The sequence below is a fragment of the Halomicroarcula saliterrae genome (assembly GCF_031624395.1).
In the GTDB taxonomy this organism is placed as follows: Archaea; Halobacteriota; Halobacteria; order Halobacteriales; family Haloarculaceae; genus Haloarcula; species Haloarcula saliterrae.
Map to the genome: position 1 here is coordinate 508,932 of NZ_JAMQON010000001.1, position 24,672 is coordinate 533,603.

Genomic DNA, 24,672 nt, shown 5'->3' on the forward strand with positions numbered 1-24,672 from the left:
CGAACGGACGGCCATGACAGACGCCGTGGTCGTCGGTGGCGGCCTCGCCGGGCTAGTCGCGGCCCGCCACCTCGCCGAGTCCGGACGGGACGTGACGCTACTGGAAGCCCGCGAACGGGTGGGCGGACGTGTCAGGACGGCCCACGAGGACGGCTACACGTTCGATCGGGGCTTTCAGGTGCTGTTTTCGGCGTACCCCGCGGTCAGGCGCGAACTCGACGTCGAAGCGCTCTCGCCGCGCCCGTTCACGCCGGGCGCGACCATCGCCCGGCCGAACCACCGCTCGGTGCTGTCGGACCCGCTGCGGAACCCGACGGCAGCCCCGCAGACGGTGTTCAACCGCGACGTTCGCACCGCCGACAAGCTCCGCGTGTTCAAGCTCCAGCGCGAACTCGCCGGCAAGGACCCGGAGACGCTGCTGGACGGCGGGGGGCAGTCGATCAGGGAGTACCTCGCCGACCGCGGCTTCTCGAAGCGGTTCGTCGAGCGCTTCGCCGCCCCCTTCTACGGCGGTATCACGCTCGACCGCTCGCTTGGCACCGACAGCGCGGTTTTCGAGTACACCTACAAGATGCTCTCGGAGGGCGAGATATTCGTCCCGGCCGAGGGGATGCAGGCGATGCCCGACCAGCTCGCCGACCGGGCGAGGGCGGCGGGCGCGACCATCGAGACGGGGCGGGGCGTGCGGACGCTCGACGCCGCAGCCGATAGGGTGACAGTCGGGACCGGCTCCGAGACCATCGCCGCCGAGAGCTGCGTCGTCGCGACGGACCCGGCGACGGCGGCGGAGCTGACCCAGACCGACACCATCCCGACGGAGACGCTCGGCTGTGTCACCCAGTACTTCTCCCTGCCGACGAGCAAGGCCCCGAGCATGGGCAAGCGCATCGTGCTCAACGCCGCCGACGACCGGCCGAACACCGTCGCGCCGCTGTCGACCGTCGCACCGGAGTACGCGCCCGAAGGGATGGAGCTGTACAGCGCGACCTTCCTCGGGAGCCAGTCGGCCGACGACGAGACGCTGGCCGCGGACGTCTACGACGCGCTCTCCTCGTGGTACCCCGCCGCCGGCTTCGACTCGCTGGAACTTCTGCGGACGGACCGGGTTCCGCTGGCGCAGTTCGCCCAGCCGCCGGGGTTCCGGACGGCGCTCCCCGACCCGGAGGCCCCCGCGGGACCGGTCGCGCTGGCCGGCGATTACACCCGCTGGTCGTCGATTCAGGGCGCACTGGAGAGCGGGCGCGTGGCCGCCGAGTTACTGCAGTAAGAGCGCGATTACGCCGCGTGATCGCCGTCGCCGTGGTCGTCGTGCTCGTCGTCGAGCAGCACGTCCGAGACGTACTTGATGGTCGCGAAGTACAGGAGCACGATACAGATGAGTGTCGTCGCGATGAGCGCGAGTGCCGGTCCGGTCTGAATCATGTTCGCAGTTCCGCCGCGATAGCTCAAATACCTACCGGACCTGTCACAGGTGTCGTCCGGAGCGGCGCCGACGGCAGTCCAGCTGGTCAGGGAGGCGGAGCCATTTGCTGTCGACGCGCTGTCAGCTATGCGACCGAACGCACCGACCGATACGTGCCGACTGGTGACAGCTATAACATCCGCCGGAACTCGCCCAGCGGCGGGAACTCGCGGGTTTCCCGAGCGGCCTCGTCCCACACCACGGGGGCCAGCCGGTCGGCGTCGGTCACGAGCGGCGACTGGAAATCGCCCGCGGACATGCTGTTGACCCGCACCCCGGCGTTGAGCTTGTTGAACGAGGGGAGCATCACGACCTCGCTGCTGCGGTACTGCCCCTCGCCCACCAGATAGCAGGGGCGGCGCTGCCCCTCGATTTCGATGGTGGGGTGGTCGTGACCCACGACGTAGCGGTCGGCCTCGCTCTCGGGCGCTTCGTGGCCGTGCAGGACGACGGTGTCGCCGACGCGGTACTCCCGCTCGGTCGGCCCGTCCCACACCGAATCGAGCATCGTGTCGTGGTTCCCTGGCGTGACGACGAGGCGGGCCCCGGCCTCACGGCAGGCTGCTTGCAGCCCCGCGACCGTGTCCGCGACGGTCCGTGGCACCGTCCGGAAGGAGTGCAACAGGTCACCGGCGAGCACCACCTCGCCCGGGTCGTGGCGCTCGACGAGGCCGCGGAACCGCTCGACCATGTCGGTCCCCGAGCCGACCGGGAACTCTAACTCCCCACCGGTTCCCCGGCCGACGTGGCAGTCCGCGACGACCAGCGTCTCGCCCACGAGTAGCCCCCGGCCGTCGTACGTCTGTTCCATTGGGGTGGTGTGGGGGCTCGGGCTACATACCGATGACGCACCTAGCAAACGCGGTTGGTGTTGTTTCCATCGAGAACAGCCAGAAAGCCCCTGCCGTCTGGACTCCGGCGACTCGTTGCGCGCCTCGCTCCGCTCGGTGCTTACTTCGTCGGGGTTCGTCCCCTTTCAGTCCACCCATGCCGGCTGGGCAACCAGATACGGGTGGACTGAAAGGGGCGCTGGGCTAAACGAAGGTGGGCGACGCAAGCACTGTCGTCCGAGAGAGCGGAGCTCTCTCGTGATCACGAAAGACGCAAGGCGTCTTTCGGCCGAGACCGAACGTAGTGAGGGAAGCGCGCAGCGAGCCCCCGAGTTTAGCTCAGCGGGGCTTTCTGGCTGTCTGAAATTCTAATGACGAGTACGTTCCAGTTCTCAGACCCAGTTCCCACGCTTCACACTGGTACTAGGCGGCGGTCTTTTTATGTCGGGACTACCGAACCCTCTGTATGGTCGATGTCCTCGAGAACAAGCGCGCCGCGACGCGGTTTCGCATCCTCGTCGAGATCGCGGACCGCCAGCCCGCGGTGAGCCAGGGGGAGATAGCAGAGGCCGTCGGCGTGACGAGTCAGGCGGTCAGCGAGTACATCCGGGACCTGGTGGAGGAGGGGTTCGTCGAGAAGGAGGGCCGGTCGCGCTATCGGGTCACCAAGGAGGGCGTCGACTGGGTGTTCCAGTCCGCGACAGACATGCGCCGGTTCGTCGACCACGTCACCGACGACATCCTCGGTAGCGTACAGGAGGACGCCGCGATCGCGGACGCCGACATCGACGTGGGCGAGACGGTGTCGCTGTCGCTCTCCGAGGGGTTGCTCCACGCCGCGCCCGGCGACGAGGGCGTCGCGACGGGCGTGAGCACGACCAGCGCGGACAGCGGTGAGGTCGTCGGCGTCACCGGCTTCGAGGGGGTCATCGACCTCGAACCCGGTCACGTCAGCGTCGTGCAGGTGCCGACGGTCCGCACCGATCCGGCCGACTCCGGCGCCGACATCGCGGCGACCTGCGAGGACGTGCCCATCGTGACCGCGGCGGGAGTCGAAGCCGTCTCGGCGCTCCGGGACGCCGGCGTCGAGCCGACGACGTACTTCGCGCCGGGCGAGGTGGCCGCCGATGCCGCGTCTCGCGGGCTCGACGCCGTCGTCGTCGCCACGCAGGACACCATCGGTCGGGTCACCGACGCCCTGACCGACGCCTCGGTGAGCTACGACGTGGCGAAGTGAGGGGGTTTTCTATCCGCGGGCCGTCCCGACTGCTATGAGCGATAGCTCAGCGGACCTGTCGTCGGCAGTCGAATCGTTCCTCTCCGAGGCCGACTCCGCCTACGAGGAGTACGACCGCGGCTACACCGACGCGGACGCGACGCTGCGGCGACTGGAGAGCGCCGTCGAACAGCTGCGGACTGCGAGCCGCGAGGAGTAAGCCGCTGCTACGGGGCGACAGTATTTGTAGCTACAGAGACATGTCAGAGTATGACCGACGTGGTCGTCGTGGACGGCGCGAGAACCGCACACGGGGAACTACTGGGCGCGCTCGCCGACCGGTCGGCGACCGACCTCGGCCTCGCGGTGACCGAGGGACTGCTCGACCGAAGCGGGATCGGCCCGGAACTCGTCGACTGGGTCTGTCTGGGTAACTGCGTTCAGGCCGGCGTCGGCCAGGTGCCCGCCAGACAGGTCGTCGTCGACTCCCCGCTCCCGGACAGTTGTCCGGCGACGACGACCAACGAGGCCTCCGGGTCGGGCCTGCGGGCCATCACGAACGCTGTCGACCGCATCGAGGCCGGCCGGGCGTCCGTCGTTATCGCCGGCGGCATGGAGTCGATGTCGAACGCGCCGTATCTCGTCCGGGAGCTGCGCGAGGGGCGGCGCCACGGCGACACGACGCTGGTCGATTCGATGATTCACGACGCGCTGTGGGACGCGAACCTCGACGCCCACATGGGGACGCTCACCGACCGCATCGCCGAGCGTTTCGAAATCTCCCGGGCGGCACAGGACGAGTACGCCCGCCGGAGCAACCACCGGGCCGGCGAGGCCATCGCCGAGGGCGCCTTCGAGCAGGAGGTCGTCCCCGTGGACGTCGGGGATCATCTGGTCACGGAAGACGAGGGCCCCCGTCCCGAGACGACCATGGAGGACCTCGCGGCCCTGCCCCCCGCCTTCGGCGAGGACGGGACCATCACCGCGGGCAACGCCTCGAAGCTCTCGGACGGCGCCGGCGGCGTGTTGCTCGCCGACGCCGAGACCGCCGACGCGGCCGGCGTCGGTCCCATGGCACACGTCGAGGAGTACGCCGTGGCTTACCGCGACCCCGCGGAGTTCTCGCTCGCGGTCTGTGACGCGCTCGAAGCCCTCTTCGAGCGTGCCGACATCGGCGTCGGGGACGTGGACCACTTCGAGCTCAACGAGGCCTTCGCGGCACAGATGGTGTACGTCGCCGACGAACTCGACATCCCCGCCGACAAGCACAATCCGCTGGGCGGCGCGGTGGCGCTCGGCCATCCTATCGGCGCCAGCGGCGGCATCCTCACGACGACGCTGCTGTACGCCATGGAACACGGGGATTACGACAGAGGCGTCGTGGCGATGAGCGTTGGCGGCGGGGGCGCGTTAGCGATGTCGTTGAGGCGGTAGGCCCGCCCGGCGGCAACGCGAGTGAGCGTTGGCGGCGGGGGCGCGTTAGCGATGTCGTTGAGGCGGTAGGCCCGCCCGCGACGGTATGGAAACTGGCACGTAGCTCGGAACTACGCTTGTAACGCCCCGCCGGCTATCTCGTCTGATGTCTGATTCACAGAAGGAAAACGCACGAGAGGGGACGGAAAACGAGGCCGGCACTGTTCGCAGCCAGATTACACCCGACCCCGAGACCGCGGAGTACGACCTCCTTGAGACAATCGCCGACTTCGAGGGCTGTCAGATAGAGGACCTCCCCTCGCTGTACAACGAGGTCGAACACGTCGTCGAGACGCTGTTCAAGACGCCGCCGTCGACGGCCGCCCAGATGTCTCTCTCGTTTTCTTATATCGGCTATCGGGTCACTCTCGACCGGAGCGGGAACGTCAAACTGGTCCGTGTCGCGGATACGGTGCCGGGCTGAGGCGGTCCCGAACGCCGAATGCTGACACCCCCTGTCCGGGACCGTGCCGCCCAATCGGCAAGAACTATCGGCCCGGCCGCCCCCAGAGGTGGTATGATAGGATTCTCAAGTCGCGTCGAAGCGGTGTCCATCTCGGGTATCCGCGAAGTGTTCGAGGCCGCCGGCGAGGACGCTATCAACCTCGGGCTCGGCCAGCCCGACTTCCCGACCCCCGACCACGCCCGCGAGGCCGCGGTCGAGGCTATCCAGTCGGGGCAGGTCGACGCCTACACGTCGAACAAGGGGACGCTCGAACTCCGTGAGGCCATCGCCGACAAACACGCCAGGGACAACGGCCTCGACGTGGACCCCGCGGACATCATCGCTACCTCCGGCGGGAGCGAGGCGCTACACATCGCGCTTGAGGCGCACGTCGATGCGGGCCAAGAGGTTATTTTCCCGGACCCCGGCTTCGTCTCCTACGACGCGCTGACCCATCTCGCCGGCGGGACGCCCGAGCCGGTCGGCCTGCGCGAGGACCTGACGATGGCGCCCGAGGCGGTCGAGGACGCCATCACGGACGACACCGCGGCGTTCGTCGTCAACTCGCCGGCGAACCCGACCGGGGCCGTCCAGTCCACCGAGGACATGCGCGAGTTCGCCCGTATCGCCGACGAACACGACGTGCTCTGCATCTCCGACGAGGTGTACGAACACCAGGTGTTCGAGGGCGAGCACCGCTCGCCGGCGGCGTTCGACGACTCGGGCAACGTGGTCGTCGTCAACGCCTGCTCGAAGGCCTACTCGATGACCGGCTGGCGGCTGGGCTGGGTCACCGGCGCGACGGAACGGGTAGAGCGGATGCTCCGGGTCCACCAGTACGCTCAGGCCTGTGCCTCCGCGCCGGCCCAGTACGCCGCCGAGGCCGCCCTGTCGGGGCCACAGGACGCCGTCGCCGAGATGCGCGAGGCGTTCCGGGAACGCCGGGATATCCTGCTGGACGGCTTCGAGGAGATGGGGCTGGAGTGTCCCACACCGAAAGGCGCCTTCTACGCGATGCCGAAGGTCCCCGAGGGGTGGGTCGACGAGGTCATAGGGCGCGGCGTCGTCGTCGTCCCGGGCGACGCGTTCGGGGCCAACGGCGCGGGCTATGCCCGCATCTCCTACGCCACCGACACCGAGACGCTCCGCGAGGCCATCGATATCATGGCCGAGGCGACCGCCGCTCTGGAGTAGGCCCCAATTTGGAAGAGAGTTCGAAGAACTGTTTTGTAGTCGGCTCGCCTCGACGCGAGTGAACGAGCTGTGGTCACCCTCAATGACACCGAACGCAGGGACGCCGACACTCGGGGCGGGGAGCGCCAACTATTTAGTACGGCCACGAAGAGCACCGAAAGGAGAGGGATGGAGAAAGCGCTCTGGTATCTTCTGACGGCGACACGTGGCGGTGCCAACCGGGCGCGTATCATCGACGCTCTCACCGACAGACCGAAAAACGCCAACGAGCTGGCCGACGAGCTCGACGTCGGGTACAAGACCGTTCGCCACCACATGGAGCAACTCGAAGACCACGACATCGTCGAATCCGGCGACGAATCGTACGCCAAACTGTACTTCCTCACCGACCGGTTCGACACGTACCGGGACACCTTCGAGGACATCGTAGAGCAGATGGACACATGACCGGTGCACACGCGCAACCGACGGGCCGGCGGCGAGCCGGGGTGAGCCGCTGATGGCGATGGGACCGCTCATCACCGCTGCGGTGGTGCTCGCGGGGCTGAACACACTGCTCTTGCTCCCGCTCGTGGGCGTCTGGATTCGCAACTACAGCACCTTCGGCACCGGGCTGGTCGGCGGGCTCGTCCTCTTTGCCGTCGCGATGCTCGCGGAGAACGCGATGGCCATCTACTTCTTTTTCTCGATGGCCAGCTTCTACAGCGGCGACCCCGGCGTCCAGAAGGTCGTGTTGATACTGCGGGGCCTGCAGTTCGTCGCCATCGCCGCCCTGAGTTACACGACCCTTCGATAGCTGTTTCTCCCGACTTCGCCACAGGTCGGTTCGCCCGACCGCCGGAAGGGTCCACCCGCCCGACCGGCCACACGCTGGGCTCTCCGGCGGTTCTGGCTCCGTCTCCCGTCGGCAACCACTGCTAGGCGAAGGACCGATACGTCTTCACGCGCTACCGGGTTTCAATGGACCATCTCGCACCGTCGAACGTCCCGGTGTACGCGACGACCGACGAGCAACAGGCCATCTGGGACCGCTGTCGCGACCGCGGTCAGCCGGTCATCGCCATCCGGCGGGCCACCCGCGGCTACATCGTGAAATACGACCTCCAGCAGCTCGACCAGCAGCTCTCACAGCGGGCGTTACAGAAACTCCGGGACCGGGTGCGCTCCCGGCGGCCCTACCCCACGAACACCGACCCCATCTCGGAGACGGAGGGCGTCGGCGGCGAGGCGGGACCGGTGTCGGGCGAACTACATAGCCCGAGCGAGCAGGCGGCCCGGGATCTGGCCTCGCACATCTCGCCGTTCGTGCTCGACCGGGACAACTGGCGGTAGGGGTCGGTCGGTAACCGAGACGTACCCGGACGTACCGTACGAGACTTTTTGACGCTGCCGTCCCTCGAAACAGCCATGGCAGTGGCCCGACACGAGTCCGGCGTCGTCGGAGCCAGCAAGGCACTCGCCTCGCAGGTCCACCCCGTGTTCATGCTCCCGCCGCTCGCGACCTCGCTCTTTGGCGCCGTGCTGGCGGGGAGCGTCGACCTCGCCGTGGCCGGCCTCCACGCGCTGGCGATGTTCTTCGCCGTCTACACCGCTCACGTCAAGGACGGCTACGTCGATTTCCACGTCCGGGGCGAGGACGACGACCACCCGCTGACCGTCGGGGGCTGTCGGGGCGCACTCGTCGGGGCCGCGGCCGGCTTTCTGGCCTGTACGGTCGGCCTGTGGCTGCTGGTCTCGCCGCTCGCGGCGCTCGTGACCGCGCCGACGTGGGTCATCGGCTACACGCACGCCCCGCAACTGGACCTGAACACCGTGGGCGCGACGATGGGGTATCCCGGCGGCATCGCGCTCGCGCTGCTGGGCGGCTACTACGCGCAGGCGACGAGCGTCGGGCCGCAGGTGCTCGGGCTGGCCGCGGTCTTCTTGCTCATGCTGACCGGCATCAAAATCATCGACGACGAGACGGACTACGACTACGACCGCTCCATCCAGAAGCGGACCGTCGCGGTCGTCCTCGGCCCCCGGCGGGCCAGACAGTTCGCTCTCTCGCTGTTCGTCGCCGCGATGGTCGGCGTGGTCGGCTTGGCGCTGGCCCTGCCCGGGATTCCGCCGACCGCCGCCGGCGGAGCCGTGGTGTTCGGGGTCGTCCTCGCGGTTGCCTACCGTGCCGAGGCGAAACTCGCGACGATGCTGCTCATCCGGGGGTCGTATCTCTTCCTCGCTGTGCTCGTCGCTGCGGTGTGGTTCCGGCCACTGGGGTAGTCACCCCAGCCTCCCGACCCTCTACCCGGTGTCGTGGTCCCGCGTCCGGAGGCTGTGACGAGTGCCCGGGTCACCGAGCGAGATGCCACACCGTAGCTCTGCGAGACACTCCCGGTGGACCAGTTCCTCGCGCCGTTGCGGGTCAGCGGTCGGGGGAATCCGCCGCTGACAGACCCGACAGAGATACGTCGCATCGCCCTCCTCGTCGGTGTCACCGGTCGGTTCCTGACGTTGCGAGTTAGATTTTGGCTCCATTCATACCACTCGGTTGAGGTGTTACTACCGTTCTACCTTGTTAGAGAGGATATAACCCGAATTGACCGCCGGTTCGACTGTGGTTGCTACCCAGTTACGCGGCCGCTCGCCACCGAAAGGGGACGACTGTTCCTACGACGGCTGTGAGTGCGGTGGCCGATCGGACTGGCCGGACGCGACGTACTTGTACCAGAGTCGCCAGACGAACCCTCTGAGCAACAGCAACGAGAGGTTCGGCGCGAAATGCCGGTACCTGATACCGCTCGTCTCGTCGCTGTAGACCGCCTGCATCGCGACGTCCGCGACCTCCATGTTGTTCGCGTCGAGTCTGATGAGGAGGTCGTTGAGAAAGCCGTAGTCCTCGTAGAGCTCCTCGATGGCGATCGCGTCGAGCGCTTCCGCCGATATCGCCGTGTACCCGTTCTGTGGGTCCCGCACCCCCCACTTTCCACTCGCGACTCTCGTCAGCCACGTCAACAGCGTGTTCCCGAACAGCCGCCAGCGAGACATCTCCCGGCAGTGGCGAGGGCTGACGAGCCGGTCCCCTTTCGCGTAGTCCGCCTCGTCGTTTACGACGGGGTCGACGATTCTGTCCAGTATCGCCGGGTCCATCTGCCCGTCACCGTCGATTACCGCCACGACGTCGAGTTCCATCGTCTGTGCTATCCTGTACCCCGTTTTTATCGCTGCCCCACGCCCTCGGTTGGTCGTGTGGCGGACCGTGACCGTCCGGCGGTCGAACTCGGACGGCGGCTCCGCGGCGGCCATCGTTCTCGTTCCGCCGTCCGAACGGCTTTTCCTCGCAGTCTCGCCGGTGACTCTCGAACGCGTGTCCCCGATGTGCTCGTGGATTTCCTCCCACGTCCCGTCGGTGGAGTGGTCGTCTATCACGACCACCGCACTCACGTAGTTCGGCACGCTGTCGATGACGTCACCGATGAACCCCGCTTCGTTGTACGCTGGAATTACCACCCCGAGAGACGTCTCTTCGTACATTTTAACTCCCCCCCAGCAGCGCTGCATCGACCCCGGCGGGAAGCGTCGATATTTCGGCCGCTGCGTGTGTCGACCCGCGGGGGCGGCCTCCTCCCGCTACCTGTGTATTAGTAACCTTACTGGCGCGATTGTGTGTACGAATCATTTGCTTTCGGTCCAGAGATCGCTCGGCTGAACGAAACTCCGGATAAGGCGAGCTTAGATGACACTCCCCATTGTTATCCCGTCGCTTCGGATTCTCATGCCGTCCGATACCGGCTGTAACGACGCCTTACCGCCTCTGACTGCCGTTATAGGGAGTCAGTTGCTATCACCGACAGTCCGTCTGTGCCCGCCCGTCGGACGCCGACCGTTGCGAGACGCCCCGTTCGTTCGGCCCCCGACGCACCGTTCGGAGTCCGACAGCAGCTGGTGGCTTCACTCATCTCAGCGGGAATTGTCAAATTACCAGTGGTAACAAAATAATAACAACAGAGCGCAAAACAGTGGTGTTAATCGATGAAAGTTGCTGCCATTGGGGCACACCCCGACGACATAGAGATCGGGGCCGGTGCGTCGATCGCGGTCCATCGAAACCGAGGCGACACCGTTCGATTCATAATTCTGACAAAAGGGGGAAAGGTCGCCGAGCGGGAACAGCGACGGGCCGAAGCCGAGCGAGCGGCCGGCATACTGGACGTCGACGACGTCCAGTTTCTCGGATACGAGGACACTGAGGTCCCGTACAACCAGGACACTGTGGACGAACTCGAAGCGAAGCTCTCGGCGATTGATCCGGACCGCGTCTACATCCACGCCGAGGAGGACACCCATCAGGACCATCGCCGCGCCGCGAAAGCGTCGATCACGGCCTCGCGGGACATCAATCAGGTGCTCGCCTTCGAGGCTCCATCGACGCGGTCGTCCTTCGCGCCGCAGTACTACAACTCCGTGCCAGAGGGGGTCATCGAGGGGAAGATCGAGGCGATACGCTCACACAGGTCACAGCAGGAAAAGAAGTATCTCGAAGCGGAGGCGATGAAGGGACTCGCTCGGTTCCGGGGACGACAGGCCAACTCGACGTACGCCGAGGCCTTTCAGGTCATCCGCATCAACAACATGTACAAGTCCGACTTCTACGGCAGCCGCTGAGTCAGCGGTCGAGCCGTGGTATCGCCTCGCGGACCTCGGCCAGCGAGTCGACCTCGATATCGGGGACGGCGTCGCCGCGAGCGGCCGCACTCGCGTAGTGGCCCCGCCGGAGCCTGATTGTGGTCATCCCCAGTCGATTTGGCTGGGGGAAATCGAGTTCGGGGCGGTCACCGACGAACGCCATCGCGTCGTGTGACACCCCGAAGCGCGCTGCCATCTCGATGAAGGGGTCGGGTGCGTGCTTCGAGTCCTCCCGGTCCGCCGTGACGATGACCTCGTCGACGTGACCGTCGAGTCCCAGTCGGGCGAGCTTCCCGCGACCGTTGGTCCCGCCCGTGATGACGCCGATGTCGTACGCCGTCCGCAGCGAGTCGAGCGTCTCGACGGCGTCCCGGTACGGGACCAGCGGCCCCTCGGAGTCGTGATACGCCCGTACGAGAGCCGGCACGTGGTCCTCGGAGAGCCCGGCCTCCGCGAGCACGACGTCGAACGTCGCCGTCCGCCGGCCCCGCCCGAAGTACGCCTCGACGAGTTCCTCGGTGAGGTCGACACCAGTCCGGCGCGCCAGTTCCGACGCGGCGTTTTCCAGCCCCGCTCTGGCGTACTGTCGGTCGTCGAACAGCGTCCCGTCCAGGTCGAAACACACTGCGTGGACCATGGTGGCAAGTACGCGGTATCGAACGTCCCCGCGAACGAAAAGTACGCGCCCGCTACGTGCCACGCTCCGGGTGAAATCCGTGCATATTGAAACCCCTCACCCGTGGACCACCGCGCATGCCGACTGTTCTCGTCACCGGCGTCGGTGGTGCAAGCGGTATCGGTGCCGTCAGGGCGCTCCAGGAGACCACGGCCCACCACGTCGTCGGTGTGGATATGGACCCCGACGCTGCCGGGCTGTATCTCGCCGACGACGGTCGTCAGATTCCGCCCGCCAGTGACGACGCGTGGGGCCGTGTAATGCGGGAGGTCATCGAGGACCACGGTGTCGACGTGGTGGTACCCACCGTCGACGAGGAACTCCCCGAACTCGGGACGCTCCCGGAGGCGGTCCCGACGGTCGCCCCGCGACCGGCCGTCGTCGGGATGGCCCTGGACAAGTACGCCACCTACCGGCAGCTCGACGACGCCGGCCACGCCGTCCCACAGACCTGGCTCGCCAGCGAGGCCGAGTCGATACCCGAACACGCCTATCCGCTCGTCCGGAAGCCGAGGCGGGGCCGCGGGAGCCGCGGTATCCGGCGGGTGGCGACCCCGGCCGAGCTCGACCGTGCGCTCGACGAGACGGACAGGTCCGACGACGAGGTGGTATTTCAATCGTTCGTCGAGGGCACCGAGTATACGACGAGCGTCGTCGCGACGACTGACGACCGGCTCCTCGCGGTCGTGCCGAAGGAAGCCATCGAGAAACAGGGGTCGACGGTGAAAGGCGTGACCCGCAGCCACGACGCCGTACGGGACGCGTGCCGGGAGCTCTTCGAGTCGCTCTCGCCACGCGGGCCGATGAACGTCCAGCAGATCGTCGACGACGACGGCCGCCCCTACACTATCGAAATCAACCCGCGCTTTTCGTCGACGGCGTGTCTCACGGTGAAAGCGGGGGTCAACGAACTCGACTTGCTCGTCCGCGACGCGCTGGGAGAGAGAGTCCCCCGCTCGGACGGGTACGACGCGGGCGTCTACTTCCTGCGGTATCACGACCACGTCTTCGTCGACAAGGACCGGTTCCGCTCACGGGTCAGCGAGCCCTGAGCGGCCCGCTTTGGGTCCGGAGACCGCTGTCGACGAGCAGTCACTCCGGAATCGGTCGCGACGAACGTCGCGCCGACGGTCGGAGTCTCGTTGTCCTTACGCGGAGATGCCGCCGTAACCGTAGTCGCCGTAGCCCTGCTCGCCGTAGTCGTCGTCGCTACGCTCGGTCTCTGTCGGCGTGGCCGTCTCGGTCTCTGTCGGGGTGGCGGTCGGCTCGGGAGTGGCCGTCTCGGTCGGTGTCGGCGTGGCCGTCTGCGTCGGCGTGGCCTCCGTCCCGTTGCCGACGGTCAGCGTGTAGTCGCCGTCGCTGTCCTGCGTGTCGACGACCTGTACGTAGTAGGTCCCACTCGTCTCGGCCGTCTGGGCCACCGTGACCGGCTGGTCCGTCGAGACGTATCTGAGGTTGCTGAACTCCCCCGCCGGGTCGTAGAGTATCACGGCGGTGATGCCCGTGGTCGCGCTCCGACTGAACTCGATTGCGACGTCGTCGCCGGTCGAGAGCTCGATAGTGTACCAGTCGCTGTCGCTCGCGGTGAGCGAGCCGGCCACCGTCGCCCCCATGCTGATGGCGTTGGCGCTGCCCTCGCTGTCGTTCGGTTCCGCCTCGGAGACCGACAGCGACGACGACTGGCGCAACACCGGTTCGCCCCCGTAGCCAAACGACGACACCGGCTGGACCGCTGACCCGGCACCGAGGTCCGCACAGCCCGCCAGAGCCACCGTGGTGGCGCCGGCAGCCGCGAGGTACGAGCGCCGGTCCAGCAACACGCTAGCGTTTTCCTCCTCCGTGTTCTGTCCGGAATCTCCTCCGGTTATGACCCTATTTCCTCGTTCGAGTAGCGCGGTAAGCCTACCATTCGTTTGCTCGTTAGTATCGTCCATTCGCAACCCGACGGTTAGTAGGCGCTTAATTAACCATTGTTACCAGCTACGGTAAGCTACGAACATTTCACTACCAGCAGTCCACAGGTAAATACGGAGTGTGTATATGATACTTGTGTTTAGTTACCAGTTCGGTCGAACTCGTTGACAGATACGACCGATATCAGAAGGGGCGCAGTTCCGGGTACATCGCTACCAGTTCACAGTCGAAGCTATCCGGGTATTGCTACAGTGGTAGTGAGTCGTTACCGCGTACAGATAGGTACGTACCAGTGGCATCCGTCGGACGCCTCTCCGACTCTCAGATATCTTCGGAACATGTCTCGGGTGACACGTCACTGGAGTTACTGGTACGCAACTTACACCGAGACGGTGTGTATCTCTCCGTATAGTGACACTGAACTGACGTAGACGCCGTGTACCCTGCAGTGAACACGGCGCTATCGGGCGATATCTTTCGCCCATTCCGTCTGTTGCTGATATAGAGCGCATTACAAATAGACAAACGGCGGCTCGTTACTCCCATGACGCCTCGAATCGTCTTCGTGCTCGGAACGCGTCCCGAGATCGTCAAACTCGCGCCGATAATCAGAGCCTGCGACCGCGCCGAGGTCGAGTACGCCGTCGTCCACACGGGTCAACACTACTCCGAGCGCCTCGACGGGGTCTTCTTCGACGACCTGGAGCTGCCGGAACCGGAGTACAATCTCGAAGTCGGGTCCGGGGACCACGCGGCTCAGACGGGCGAGATGGTGTCCCGGCTGGGGGGCGTCATCGAGCGCGAGGCTCCCGACATCGTCATCGTACAGGGCGATACGAACTCCGCGTTCGCGGGGGGTATCGTCGCGAGCAAACGCGACGCGGTCCTCGGGCACGTCGAGGCCGGGCTCCGGAGCTTCAACCGGGAACTGCCCGAAGAGCTCAATCGGGTGCTCATCGACCACGCCGCCGACCACCTGTTTGCCCCGACCGACGAGGCGGCAGACCAGCTCCGGAGGGAAGCGATTCCCGACGAGCGAATCGAGGTGACGGGCAACACTGTCGTCGACGCCGTCCAGCAACACGAGCGTCTGGCCCGGACGAAGAGCGACGTGCTCACGGAACTGGGCGTCGCGGACGAGCCCTTCGCGCTGATGACTGCCCACCGGGGCGCCAACGTGGACGACCCCGACAGGTTCCAGGGGCTCCTCGACGGTATCGGGGCCTACGGCGCCCACACCGACGTGCCCGTCGTCTACCCTGTCCACCCCCGCTCGGCGGAGAACATCGACGAGTACGACCTCGACGTGCCAGAGGAGATACGGTGTGTCGACCCGCTGAACTTCCTCGATTTCCTCCGTCTGGAGAGCGAGGCGTCGATAGTGTTCACCGACTCCGGCGGGGTTCAGGAGGAGACCTGTGTCCTCGAAACACCGTGTGTCACCGTCCGCGAGAGCACCGAACGGCCCGAGACGCTGGCGGTGGGGTCGAACGTGCTCGCTGACCCGACCCCGGAGAGCATCGTCGCCGCGGCGTTCGAGGTCAGAGACGGCCCCAACGACTGGGAGTCCCCCTTCGGCGACGGCCACGCGGCCGACCGCATCCTCGAAACCTTCGGGGTCGACGCGCCGCCCCTCTCCGAGGAAGTCCCGCTGTGACCGCCGTCCCGTCGGCGTAGCGACGGACCGCCCCTCAGGTCGCGTCCGAGATAATCTTGATGACCGCTCCTTCTTCGAGTTCGGTCTCGTCGCTGACGCGCCGCTGCTCGCGGGCGTCGACGGCGTGGGTGTAGCCCTCGCCGATGTCCGAGTGGACGGCGTAGGCGAGGTCTTTCGGCGTCGAGCCCCGCGGGAGCAGGTGGGCGTCCGGGAGGACGTTCCCCTGACCGTCGGTCCACCTGGTGTCGTTCTGGACCGGATAGGCGGTGATGCGGTCGAGCAGGTCGTAGACGGCGGTGTCCATCGCGCCCTGGACGCCGGTGCCGCCGAACTCCGTCATCACCGCACGAATCCTATCGAGGCCCTGTCGCTGCTGGTCGCTCACGTCGCCGACGATTTCGAAGTCCGCGTCGCCGGGGTCGTACGCCACCACGCCGGCCGTCGCGGCGTTTCGCAGCGCGAGTTCGCCGTCGGCGGTCGCCGGAACCACGATGTCGGCGGCTTCGCGGAGTCGCTCGACGTTGCCCTCGGGCGCGATGTCGGCCTTGTTGGCCACGACGACGATGGGTTTGGTCCGCTCGCGGATCTCCCGGGCCAGCGCCTCGCGGTCCGCGTCGGTCCACGCGATGGGGTCCTCGGGGTAGTCCAGCTCCCGCAGCGTGCGGGCCACGTCGAGTTCGCTCGCGCCCACGCCGGCGAGCAGGTCCACGAGCGACGCCTCCAGCGCGAAGTCGGGCGAGCGGGACTGGCGCTCGATGGACTCCCAGTTGCGGGAGACGATGCTCGCGAGCCAGAGGTCCATCTCTTCCTCGACGAAATCCACGTCCTCGACGGGGTCGTGTTCGCCGACCTCGACGGGTTCGCCCTCGGCGTCGGTCCCGCCGGAGGCGTCGACGACGTTCAGGATAACGTCGGCGTTCGTGAGTTCGTCGAGGAACTGGTTCCCCAGTCCGCGACCCTCGTGGGCCCCGGGGACCAGTCCCGCCACGTCGATGAGTTCGACGGGGACGTAGCGCTTGCCCGCTCGGCAGTTGTCGTCGCCACACCGCTCGTCGCGCGCGAGACAGGGACACTGTGTCCGGACGTGGCTCACGCCGCGGTTGGCGTCGATGGTCGTGAAGGGGTAGTTCCCCACGTCCACGTCCGCCATCGTCGCCGCTTTGTAAAAGGTAGACTTCCCGGCGTTCGGTTTGCCGGCGAGCGCGATAGAGAGCATGCTACCAGCTACCGCACTCCGGGAAAAGGGGGTTTCGGTCTACTCCGCCTCGGCCGCCCGCTCGTCGTCCGTGTCGTCGGCCGCCGTCGCGTCGTCTCCGTCCGCGCGTTCGTCGTCCGACTCCGTAGTGTCACTGTCGGCGGTCCCTTGTGCCGCCGACTGGTCGTCTTGTCCGCCGTTGAGCTCGTCGGCCATCTCGGCCATCGCCTCGGCGTCCTCGTCCGGCCGGTCCAGCACCTCTTCGGTGTGCGTTCGCATCTCCTCGCTCGCGCGTATCTTCCCGTCGATGGTGGCGTTCTCGTGGAGTGCAACGGTGTCGGCGGAGATGTCGCCCCACACCTTCACGCCGGGGCCGATGCGCACGTCGCCGTCGCGTGTCGTCACGTCGCCCTTGATCTCGCTCCCCTTGCCGAGCGCGATGTCCTCGCGAGCCCGCAGGCTGCCAAAGACGATGTTGTCACGGCCGACTTCGAGCGACTGGGCGCGGATGTTCCCGTGGAGGCGACAGTCGTCGCCCACGACCGCGGGGGTCGAGACGCGCCATGCGTCGTCGGAGACGCTGGCACCGCGGGGAATCAAGAGCGGTTCGGTCCCGTCCTCGTCGTCGCCCAGCATCTCGCTCAGCACCTCCTCGGCGGCCTCGTCCTCGCCGATACGCAGGAGCTGCGAGAGGTAGACAAAGAGGAAGACGATGGTCGGCATCGGGTTCCGGATGACGATCCAGCCGTTGGCCTCGAAGCCGTCCTCGATGTCCACGTCGTCGCCGATGTCGAGGTCGCCCGCCACGCGCAGTTCGCCGCCGATGTGGACGCGCTCGCCGATGTAGGCGTCCTCGCCGACCAGCACGTTGTCGGCCACGTCACACCACATGTCCAGCCGGCAGTCGCCCTCGGCCTCGATGTGCCCGCCGAAACGCACGCGTTCGTCCGCGATGACCGACCGCCCGCGGACGCCGAACTCCACCGTGCTCTGGCCGCCGACGACCACGTCCCCGTCGGTGACGAGGTCGTGTTCTTCGACGGTCGTGCCGTCGGGAATCGAGAGTTCGGAGAGCGGGTCGGAGCCGAGTTGCACAGACCCAATACTCGTTTCGACGGTCTTAAACCCTGAGGGCGCGCACGACGGCCGTCTGACGCACGTCTGACGCGCGTCTGCGGGTAACTGTCCTCCCCTCGTGAGCCTTTTATCCGAACACCGCCTACCGCTGCCCATGACCGTTCTCTCGTTCGACGACCAGGGCGTCGACGTCGTCTACGACGGCACGGAGTTCAGACTGGAGAAGACGCTCATCGAGGACGCCACCCAGAAGTCCTACCCGGACGTGACCGACCACGAAGTGCTCCAGATAGTCGAACCCGACCCGTCGCTGTCCGGCGAACCGCGGCGAATCGCCGAGATAGTCGACTGACATATCGCCCTCGAAGGTAGAGATGCCGCCGTGTGAAATCACAGGGGTTCCAACTGGTGTAGCGCTGTCTTGCGGTTCTCGGCGGCGAAAATCGTGGCAGAACCCCGCATGGCGGCAAGCATTTAAGTATTCGGAACACACGCCGAGGTAATGCCAGACCCACGTATCGCGGGGGCCGGTGTCACACAGTTCGGGAAGCATCCCGAGCGGACCGGTCGCGACCTCTTCGCGGACGCCGGACTCGAAGCGCTCGACCAGTCGGGGGTCGAACCCGAGGACGTCGACGCGCTGTACTACGGGAACTTCATGGGCGAACTCGCCGAGCATCAGGGCCACCAGGGGCCGCTGATGGCCGAAGCCATCGGTATCGACGCCCCGGCGACCCGGCTGGAGGCCGCCTGCGCCTCCGCCGGGGCCGCCGTCCGAGAGGCCGTCAAGACGCTGCGAAACGGGGAGAGCGAGGTCGTCGTCGTCGGCGGCGCCGAGCGGATGACCAACATCGGCACCGCGGCGGCGACCGACGCGCTGGCCATCGCCGCGGACGACCTCTACGAGGTCCGGGCCGGGATGACCTTCCCCGGGGCCTACGCGCTGATGGCACGGGCGTACTTCGCGGAGTACGGCGGCTCCCACGAGGACCTGGGCCACGTCGCGGTCAAGAACCACGAACACGCGCTGGTCAACGACCACGCCCAGATTCAGTCGGAAATCACGCTGGACGAAGCGATGGAGGCACCGACCATCGCCGCGCCACTTGGCCTGTACGACTCCTGTCCCATCACCGATGGGGCGGCCGCCGCCGTCCTGACGACCGAGGAATACGCCGCGGAACACGACCTCGACGCGCCGGTCGTCATTTCGGGCAGCGGACAGGGCGGCGACAACCTCGCGTTGCAGGACCGCCCACACCTCGCCCGAACGCCGGCCGCAGAGAAGGCCGCCGAGGAGGCCTACGCCGACGCCGGCATCGAGGCCGGCGACGTCGACGTCGCCGAGGTCCACGACTGCTTCACCATCGCCGAGGTGCTGGCCATCGAGTCGCTGGGCCTGTTCGACCCCGGCGAGGGTATCCACGCCGCGACCGAGGGCGTGACGACCCGCCACGGCGAGATGCCGGTGAACCTCTCGGGCGGGCTCAAGGCCAAGGGCCACCCCGTGGGCGCGACCGGCGTCGCCCAGCTGGCGACCATCGCGTGGGTGCTCGATGGCACCCATCCGCGAGCGGACGCCGTCCCGGACGGCCGTGTCGGCGTCGCGCACAACGCCGGCGGGACCGTCGCCTCTACCACCGTCCACGTTCTGGAGGTGCGAGAATGACCGAAACGTCCCGCAACGGCGAGTACGACGACTGGCTCGACAGCATCGAGGCGGGCGAGGGGTACTACGTCGAGTGCGACGAGGGCCACGGCTGGCTCCCGCCCCGACGGGTCTGTCCCGACTGTGGCTCCCGCGAACTCCGCGAGGAGCCGCTGCCCGACAGCGGCGAGATCGCGACCCACACCACGATTACCGTGGCCACGCCGCAGTTCGAGGACGACGCGCCCTACGTCACCGCGATCGCGGACTTCGGTCCCGTCTCGGTGACTGGCCTCGTCCGCGGCGTCGACCCCGAGGACGTGTCGATGGCCGACGTGGTCGGTATCGAGGTCGGCGAGCGCGAGACGACCGGCGAGCGCGCCGTGGTGTTCCGACCGCGGTAGCGGCGGTCCCGGTTTCGCGACGGTCTGAAACGGTGCTACGGCAGCCGCTGCTCACGGCCACTTATCCGGTAACGTCCACGGTCGCCGCTTCGCCACGGACCACGTCGACGAACTCCTCGGGGTGTTCGACGTGGGGGAGCAACAGCGAGTCGCCGAAGACGACGAGCGTGGCGTCCGCTTCGTCGGCCAGCACTCGGCCGTCGGACAGCGGCGTGATGTCGGCGTTCTCGCCCCAGACGAGCGTTATCGGGACGTCCAGTTCTTCGAGCACGTCGCCGAGGTTCTCCTCGGGGTCGAGAAAGCCCGAGACGAACGAGGCCGGCGCGAACCGGGCGCCGGGCTGGTGGCCGCTCGTCCACTCGTAGTCGACGACCTCGTCGGTGAGGTTGTCCATGTCGTAGTAGCCGTGGTCGGCGTGGAAATACCGGATGGAGCTCTTCGAGACGATGAGGTTGTAGAGGGCCGTCCCGAGCAGCGGCGCTCGCAGCAGCGACCGCCGCGGGACGCTCCTGTCGCCCATCGAGGTGTCGGTCGGGCAGACGAGGACGAGCTCGGCGACGTCGACCTCCCGGGCGGCCATCGCCGCGTACGCACCGGTCAGCGACGACGCGACGACCGTCGCGTTCTCGCTCTCGTCGGCGAGGAAGTCGCGGACGAACGTCGTCATGAGCGACGCCGAGTACAGCAGCGGCGGCCGGTCGGTGTGACCGAAGCCGGGCAGGTCCGGGGCGACGACGTGGTACTCCTCGGCCAGCCGCTCGAAGACGGCGTGGAACTCGTGGTTCGACGCGGCGGCGTTGATACCGTGCAGGAGGACGAGGTCGGGGTCCTCGGGGTCGCCGGCCTCGGTGTAAGCCACGTCGAACCCCCGCCAGCGGTACGTGCGCTGCTCGCCGGGGAGGAACGGTTCGAAGTCGCCGGCCCGCGACCGGAGGGCCCGATTCGCGAGCGCCGTTGCGCCGACCGCACCGACCGCCACACCGAGCGCGTTGCGGAGTTTCATACCACTCCGTAGGGGCCGGGGCCTGTTTATACGTGGGGGCGAGGGGCGCCACTCGCGGGTCAGGGACGGAGGTAGGCGTACCCCTGGTCTTCCAGCCTCGTCACCTCGACGGCGCCCTCGGGGACTGTCTCGATGCCGTCCACGAGCGCGGACTCGTCCATGTCCGTCGCCGCCAGCGTGTTGCGACAGGCCCTGACCGAGACGCCTGCGTCAAGGAGCGACTGTACCTCGTCGCTGTGCTCGCTCTCCGCGCTGGCCGCCGTGATGGCCGGCCCCTGGACGACGACGGCGACGTCGTCGATACTGCCGCTCTCGTCGTCCAGCATGTTCTGGGCGATAGTGAGAGCCGTTTCCTGTTCGGTTTCGTCGGCCGAGACGAGATGGACGACGCTTTGCATACCAGAGACAGTTGAGCCCGGCGCCCGTAGTGTCTCCTGCTTGCAAGCGCCGCTCTGGCGGCGCCACTCGGGCGCTGCTGTTCGGTCAGGGCCTGCGTATGCTGGCAACGCAGCCTTACCGTCCGCTGGGAAAGCCACGGCCATGGCACGTGACACCACTGTCCCGCGGGACCAGGTCGAGGACGTGCTCGACGACTGGCCCGACGACCCGACAGCGGTCGCACACACGGTCATGGAGACGTACGGCGCGCCGAACGAGGCGACAGAGAGCCGCCTCATCTGGTTCGACAACGGGCCCTGGAAGTACTCGATTCTGTACCGGGAGGGCGTCTCACACGAGTTCCCGGCCCAGCACACGGACTACCTCGAACAGGCGATAGACTACGCCGTCGACCCGGACCGGTACGACGACCTCGGTCAGTTCGACGGGAGCGTGACCGTCCGACGCACACGCGGCGAACTGTCCGCCGAGTGCCACGGGGAGCCGGCGAACTTCCTCGCGCTCAATCTGGCCCACGATATCCTCGCGGGCGAGAAGACGGTCGGGGAGGCTCGGAAAGCATACACCGAGATATACGCGCGCAAGGAGGCTGGCGGCCGGCCGGAGTACGTTCAGGGGCTGAAGTTCGACCTCCCGGAGACCGACCAGCGGGACCCGGACGAGAAGACGCTCACGGAAGAAATCAAGCAGGAAGCGGAGCACCAGGTCCACTGAGACGGCGCGTCACTCGCCGTGTTCGGACCGCCCGTCCAGACAGTCCCGCAGCGGTTCGAGCACCTCGTCGACGACGGTGTAGGGGTCCGTCTCGCGGGCCATGACGGCGTCGAGGTAGGCGTCGAGACCGCCCCCGCGGTCCAGCTCCGCGGCGACCATCCGATTGGCGTCCTCGCGCAGCAGCGTCCGTATCTCGGCGGCGAACCGGTCCCGGGCCTGCTGCTCGCGCCCGCCGGTCCTGTCCAGATAGTCGCCGTGGTCTGACAGCGCCGCGAGGAACTCCCCGACGCCCTCGCTCCGATTGGCGACGGTCTCGACGATGGGCGGCTCCCAGCCGTCCTCCGCGGCACCACCGTCCTCCGTCGTCCCGGCGACCTCGGTGCCCGACGCGCCGTGGTGGCCCGCCGTCGAGCGGCCCTGCAACATCTCGCGCAGCTGCTGGACGGTCCTGTCGGCACCGTCGAGGTCCGCCTTGTTGACCACGAACACGTCGCCGATTTCCAGGATGCCCGCTTTCAGCATCTGCACGTCGTCGCCGCTCCCCGGCGGGACCAGCACGGCGACGGTGTCGGCGGTGCGGACGATGTCGACCTCGTTCTGGCCCGCGCCGACCGTCTCGACGACGACGTAGTCCTTGCCGAAGGCGTCCAGTGCGGTCACGGCGTCAGTCGTCGCCGTCGACAGGCCGCCAAGCGACCCGCGGGCGGACATCGACCGGAAGAACACGTCCATGTCGCCCGCGTTCGAGGCCATCCGGATGCGGTCGCCGAGCACCGCCCCGCCCGAATACGGCGAGGACGGGTCGATAGCGATGACGCCGACGGTGTGGCCCCGGTCGCGGTACTCGGCGGCCACCTTGTCCACGAGCGTCGACTTCCCCGCGCCCGGACTGCCGGTGACGCCGATGACCTCGGCGTGGCCGGTGTGTCGATGCAGCGCCGAGACGACGTCCCGGTAGCCCGGCGAGCGGTTCTCTATCTTCGTGATGACCCGCGCGAGGGCGCTGTGTTTCCCGGCGAGCAGGGCCTCGACGAGCTCGCTCATCGATCGGGGGCCTGCTCGCGGATGTACCCTATCATCTCGTCCATCGACGCGCCGGGGCCGAAAATCTCGTCGACGCCCAGCTCGCGGAGCTCGGCCTGGTCGTCGTCGGGGACGATGCCGCCCACGAGCACCAGCCGGTCGTCGAACGCGTCGTACTCCCGCAGCCCGTCGAGAATCCTCGGTACCAGCGTCTTGTGGGCCCCCGAGAGGATGGAGATGCCGACCACGTCGACGTCCTCCTGAACGGCGGCCTGCACCACCTCGTCGGGCGAGCGGTGGAGCCCGGAGTAGATGACCTCGAAGCCCGCGTCCCGCAGCGCGCGGGCGATGACGTGGGCGCCCCGGTCGTGGCCGTCCAGCCCGACCTTCGCGACCAGACAGCGAATCGTGCGTTCGTCCTGCTCGCGCTCGACGCTCATGCCAACGGCTACCACGTCGTCCGATTTCACTCTTGCCCCGGTGCAGTCGCCGCCGCTCCGACACGACCCGGTCTCACATCCCCATGTCGCTGGCCGCCTCGGGGACCGGGAGCGAGTTCGGAGACGTGCCCAGCAGCTCGGCGGCGTGGTCGAGCGCCATGTCGAACCCGTAGTAGCGTTCCAGTTCGTCGCCGTCGGCGCTCGGCCGGACCTTCAACATCGCGTACCCCTCGACGTTCTGGGCGATGGCCGCTCCGCCGTTCGCGCCCTCGAAGGTGAGCAGCCGCTCCGCCTCGGTCTCGGTGTAGCGCGCCGTGATGCCGTCGGCCGTCGCTTCGGTCTCTGCCATTGGACGGGGTTAGGACCGGACGAAATGAAAGCTGTCGGTACGCGGTAGAAGACTTATGTCCGCAACCGGTGTGAGTCGCGGTAGCGTGACTGAACGCGTCGCGGCACTGCGCGCGACAATCGCCCGCCGGCTGGCCGTCGACCGACGGGCACTCGCGGCCTTCCGCGTCGCGCTGGCGCTCGTCGTGCTCGTCGACCTCGCGCGACGGGTGCCCGACGCGCGGGCCTTCTACGCCGACGCCGGCGTGCTCCCGCGGCCGTGCACCGCAACGAGCGATGGCGCAAGTTCTTCGCCGACGCCAAGCGCGAGCCGCGGCTGCGCGAGTCGCTGGCCCGGTACCTCTGTGTGCGCTGGGACCGGACCCACGACAGCGAACTGACCGACGTACAGCTGTGGCACATGAGCGAACGGACCGCTCTCGACGGGTCCGAGACTGTCCAACGGGAGCGGCTGGGCACGTACCGCTGTGGGTCGGCGTGAGTCGAAACACCCGAGGGGGTCCCACACGTGGGCCCGGTATGGCGAAGTGGCTCCGGAGCGGCCGGCGGCGGGACATCTGCGTGCTCCTCGCCGCGGCCGACGACGGCGAACTGACCGGCCAGCGGCTCAAGACGCGGCTCGAACGGCGGTACGACACCCGCATCGACTCACAGAGCTTCTACGGAGCGCTGGAGGCGATGGCGGACGCGGGGTTCGTCACCGCACGGACCGACGGTATCGCCGACAAGTACTCACTGACCGAGGCCGGGGAGCGGCGGCTCCGCGAGCAGTTCGAGTGGCTGCGCGAGAGCCTCGGCGAGTGAGTGCCCGAGACGTAGCCAGCGATAGCGGGTCGCCCGGGCTGCCGGTCCACGGTCATCTGTCGGGCCGGCGTTCCGAGACGGTCGG

Annotated in this window: 32 protein-coding genes; 19 read left to right on the forward strand and 13 right to left on the reverse strand. The window is 67.3% G+C overall.

The window, feature by feature from the left end; genetic code table 11:
* Window positions 1-13: 13 nt before the first annotated feature.
* Window positions 14-1,267: an NAD(P)/FAD-dependent oxidoreductase gene (locus NDI56_RS02790; RefSeq protein ID WP_310917902.1), complete on the forward strand. Its 1,254-nt coding sequence runs from the start codon at window positions 14-16 to the stop codon at window positions 1,265-1,267.
* Between the two features lie 8 nt (window positions 1,268-1,275).
* On the opposite strand, the gene NDI56_RS02795 is transcribed toward NDI56_RS02790, so the two are convergent.
* Window positions 1,276-1,422 (reverse strand): hypothetical protein, encoded by a 147-nt coding sequence (locus NDI56_RS02795; protein ID WP_310917903.1) that lies wholly within the window; start codon window positions 1,420-1,422, stop codon window positions 1,276-1,278.
* Between the two features lie 170 nt (window positions 1,423-1,592).
* Window positions 1,593-2,273 carry a metallophosphoesterase gene (locus tag NDI56_RS02800; RefSeq protein WP_310917904.1) on the reverse strand — a complete coding sequence of 227 codons (681 nt, stop codon included), beginning with the start codon at window positions 2,271-2,273 and terminating at the stop codon, window positions 1,593-1,595.
* 485 nt (window positions 2,274-2,758) lie between these two features.
* On the opposite strand from NDI56_RS02800, the gene NDI56_RS02805 reads away from it, so the two are divergent.
* From NDI56_RS02805 to NDI56_RS02845, 9 genes are all read left to right on the forward strand, one after another.
* Window positions 2,759-3,529, forward strand: a complete 771-nt coding sequence (locus tag NDI56_RS02805) for a DUF7839 domain-containing protein (protein WP_310917905.1) — start codon at window positions 2,759-2,761, stop codon at window positions 3,527-3,529.
* A 34-nt stretch (window positions 3,530-3,563) separates the two neighbouring features.
* Entirely contained in the window at window positions 3,564-3,728 is a 165-nt protein-coding gene (locus NDI56_RS02810) for a hypothetical protein (RefSeq protein WP_310917906.1), read from the forward strand.
* Between the two features lie 50 nt (window positions 3,729-3,778).
* The gene (locus tag NDI56_RS02815; RefSeq protein ID WP_310917907.1) at window positions 3,779-4,942 is read left to right on the forward strand and encodes a thiolase family protein; all 1,164 of its coding nucleotides are present in this window, start codon (window positions 3,779-3,781) and stop codon (window positions 4,940-4,942) included.
* Between the two features lie 145 nt (window positions 4,943-5,087).
* Window positions 5,088-5,405, forward strand: coding sequence for a HalOD1 output domain-containing protein (locus tag NDI56_RS02820; RefSeq protein ID WP_310917908.1), 318 nt, complete (start codon window positions 5,088-5,090; stop codon window positions 5,403-5,405).
* Between the two features lie 93 nt (window positions 5,406-5,498).
* Window positions 5,499-6,620 carry a pyridoxal phosphate-dependent aminotransferase gene (locus tag NDI56_RS02825; RefSeq protein WP_310917909.1) on the forward strand — a complete coding sequence of 374 codons (1,122 nt, stop codon included), beginning with the start codon at window positions 5,499-5,501 and terminating at the stop codon, window positions 6,618-6,620.
* A 168-nt stretch (window positions 6,621-6,788) separates the two neighbouring features.
* The gene (locus tag NDI56_RS02830; protein ID WP_310918919.1) at window positions 6,789-7,067 is read left to right on the forward strand and encodes an ArsR/SmtB family transcription factor; all 279 of its coding nucleotides are present in this window, start codon (window positions 6,789-6,791) and stop codon (window positions 7,065-7,067) included.
* A gap of 52 nt (window positions 7,068-7,119) precedes the next feature.
* A complete protein-coding gene (locus NDI56_RS02835) occupies window positions 7,120-7,416 on the forward strand; it encodes a DUF8036 family membrane protein (protein WP_310917910.1) in 297 nt (98 codons plus the stop codon).
* 164 nt (window positions 7,417-7,580) lie between these two features.
* Window positions 7,581-7,952 carry a hypothetical protein gene (locus NDI56_RS02840; protein ID WP_310917911.1) on the forward strand — a complete coding sequence of 124 codons (372 nt, stop codon included), beginning with the start codon at window positions 7,581-7,583 and terminating at the stop codon, window positions 7,950-7,952.
* Between the two features lie 75 nt (window positions 7,953-8,027).
* Window positions 8,028-8,882, forward strand: a complete 855-nt coding sequence (locus NDI56_RS02845; RefSeq protein WP_310917912.1) for a UbiA family prenyltransferase — start codon at window positions 8,028-8,030, stop codon at window positions 8,880-8,882.
* A gap of 21 nt (window positions 8,883-8,903) precedes the next feature.
* Here the strand turns inward: NDI56_RS02845 and NDI56_RS02850 are convergent, their stop codons facing one another.
* Entirely contained in the window at window positions 8,904-9,137 is a 234-nt protein-coding gene (locus NDI56_RS02850; protein ID WP_310917913.1) for a hypothetical protein, read from the reverse strand.
* A 132-nt stretch (window positions 9,138-9,269) separates the two neighbouring features.
* Window positions 9,270-10,133, reverse strand: coding sequence for a glycosyltransferase family 2 protein (locus tag NDI56_RS02855; protein ID WP_310917914.1), 864 nt, complete (start codon window positions 10,131-10,133; stop codon window positions 9,270-9,272).
* Window positions 10,134-10,631: 498 nt separating this feature from the next.
* Between NDI56_RS02855 and NDI56_RS02860 the strand changes: the two genes are divergently transcribed.
* Window positions 10,632-11,264, forward strand: a complete 633-nt coding sequence (locus NDI56_RS02860; RefSeq protein ID WP_310917915.1) for a PIG-L deacetylase family protein — start codon at window positions 10,632-10,634, stop codon at window positions 11,262-11,264.
* Window position 11,265: 1 nt separating this feature from the next.
* Here NDI56_RS02860 and NDI56_RS02865 read toward each other — a convergent pair whose 3' ends face one another.
* Window positions 11,266-11,922 (reverse strand): HAD family hydrolase, encoded by a 657-nt coding sequence (locus tag NDI56_RS02865; RefSeq protein WP_310917916.1) that lies wholly within the window; start codon window positions 11,920-11,922, stop codon window positions 11,266-11,268.
* Between the two features lie 116 nt (window positions 11,923-12,038).
* On the opposite strand from NDI56_RS02865, the gene NDI56_RS02870 reads away from it, so the two are divergent.
* Complete coding sequence (locus NDI56_RS02870; protein ID WP_310917917.1) at window positions 12,039-13,013, forward strand: ATP-grasp domain-containing protein; 975 nt, start codon at window positions 12,039-12,041, stop codon at window positions 13,011-13,013.
* 96 nt (window positions 13,014-13,109) lie between these two features.
* On the opposite strand, the gene NDI56_RS02875 is transcribed toward NDI56_RS02870, so the two are convergent.
* Entirely contained in the window at window positions 13,110-13,781 is a 672-nt protein-coding gene (locus NDI56_RS02875; protein ID WP_310917918.1) for a hypothetical protein, read from the reverse strand.
* A 638-nt stretch (window positions 13,782-14,419) separates the two neighbouring features.
* On the opposite strand from NDI56_RS02875, the gene wecB reads away from it, so the two are divergent.
* Entirely contained in the window at window positions 14,420-15,532 is a 1,113-nt protein-coding gene (gene wecB / locus NDI56_RS02880) for a non-hydrolyzing UDP-N-acetylglucosamine 2-epimerase (RefSeq protein ID WP_310917919.1), read from the forward strand.
* Between the two features lie 34 nt (window positions 15,533-15,566).
* Here the strand turns inward: wecB and NDI56_RS02885 are convergent, their stop codons facing one another.
* The gene (locus NDI56_RS02885) at window positions 15,567-16,748 is read right to left on the reverse strand and encodes a redox-regulated ATPase YchF (protein WP_310917920.1); all 1,182 of its coding nucleotides are present in this window, start codon (window positions 16,746-16,748) and stop codon (window positions 15,567-15,569) included.
* Window positions 16,749-16,787: 39 nt separating this feature from the next.
* Window positions 16,788-17,822: a polymer-forming cytoskeletal protein gene (locus tag NDI56_RS02890; protein ID WP_310917921.1), complete on the reverse strand. Its 1,035-nt coding sequence runs from the start codon at window positions 17,820-17,822 to the stop codon at window positions 16,788-16,790.
* 136 nt (window positions 17,823-17,958) lie between these two features.
* Between NDI56_RS02890 and NDI56_RS02895 the strand changes: the two genes are divergently transcribed.
* From NDI56_RS02895 to NDI56_RS02905, 3 genes are all read left to right on the forward strand, one after another.
* On the forward strand, window positions 17,959-18,156 hold the full coding sequence (locus NDI56_RS02895) for a DUF5800 family protein (protein WP_310917922.1): 198 nt from the start codon (window positions 17,959-17,961) through the stop codon (window positions 18,154-18,156).
* Between the two features lie 150 nt (window positions 18,157-18,306).
* Window positions 18,307-19,473, forward strand: coding sequence for a thiolase C-terminal domain-containing protein (locus NDI56_RS02900; protein ID WP_310917923.1), 1,167 nt, complete (start codon window positions 18,307-18,309; stop codon window positions 19,471-19,473).
* Window positions 19,470-19,856: a Zn-ribbon domain-containing OB-fold protein gene (locus NDI56_RS02905; protein ID WP_310917924.1), complete on the forward strand. Its 387-nt coding sequence runs from the start codon at window positions 19,470-19,472 to the stop codon at window positions 19,854-19,856. Before NDI56_RS02900 ends, NDI56_RS02905 begins: the two co-directional genes overlap by 4 nt.
* A 61-nt stretch (window positions 19,857-19,917) precedes the next feature.
* Here the strand turns inward: NDI56_RS02905 and NDI56_RS02910 are convergent, their stop codons facing one another.
* Window positions 19,918-20,859 (reverse strand): alpha/beta fold hydrolase, encoded by a 942-nt coding sequence (locus tag NDI56_RS02910; protein ID WP_310917925.1) that lies wholly within the window; start codon window positions 20,857-20,859, stop codon window positions 19,918-19,920.
* Between the two features lie 59 nt (window positions 20,860-20,918).
* Window positions 20,919-21,257: a DsrE family protein gene (locus tag NDI56_RS02915; protein ID WP_310917926.1), complete on the reverse strand. Its 339-nt coding sequence runs from the start codon at window positions 21,255-21,257 to the stop codon at window positions 20,919-20,921.
* Between the two features lie 142 nt (window positions 21,258-21,399).
* Between NDI56_RS02915 and NDI56_RS02920 the strand changes: the two genes are divergently transcribed.
* Entirely contained in the window at window positions 21,400-21,972 is a 573-nt protein-coding gene (locus NDI56_RS02920) for a hypothetical protein (protein WP_310917927.1), read from the forward strand.
* A 9-nt stretch (window positions 21,973-21,981) separates the two neighbouring features.
* On the opposite strand, the gene meaB is transcribed toward NDI56_RS02920, so the two are convergent.
* The 3 genes from meaB to NDI56_RS02935 form a co-directional block, all read right to left on the reverse strand.
* A complete protein-coding gene (meaB, locus tag NDI56_RS02925) occupies window positions 21,982-23,016 on the reverse strand; it encodes a methylmalonyl Co-A mutase-associated GTPase MeaB (protein WP_310917928.1) in 1,035 nt (344 codons plus the stop codon).
* A complete protein-coding gene (locus NDI56_RS02930) occupies window positions 23,013-23,435 on the reverse strand; it encodes a cobalamin B12-binding domain-containing protein (RefSeq protein WP_310917929.1) in 423 nt (140 codons plus the stop codon). Before NDI56_RS02930 ends, meaB begins: the two co-directional genes overlap by 4 nt.
* 73 nt (window positions 23,436-23,508) lie before the next feature.
* Window positions 23,509-23,784, reverse strand: coding sequence for a DUF7111 family protein (locus NDI56_RS02935; RefSeq protein WP_310917930.1), 276 nt, complete (start codon window positions 23,782-23,784; stop codon window positions 23,509-23,511).
* A gap of 258 nt (window positions 23,785-24,042) precedes the next feature.
* On the opposite strand from NDI56_RS02935, the gene NDI56_RS02940 reads away from it, so the two are divergent.
* Together NDI56_RS02940 and NDI56_RS02945 are read left to right on the forward strand one after the other, a co-directional pair.
* Window positions 24,043-24,264 carry a hypothetical protein gene (locus NDI56_RS02940; RefSeq protein WP_310917931.1) on the forward strand — a complete coding sequence of 74 codons (222 nt, stop codon included), beginning with the start codon at window positions 24,043-24,045 and terminating at the stop codon, window positions 24,262-24,264.
* Window positions 24,265-24,302: 38 nt separating this feature from the next.
* Complete coding sequence (locus NDI56_RS02945) at window positions 24,303-24,587, forward strand: PadR family transcriptional regulator (RefSeq protein ID WP_310917932.1); 285 nt, start codon at window positions 24,303-24,305, stop codon at window positions 24,585-24,587.
* Window positions 24,588-24,672 lie beyond the last annotated feature (85 nt).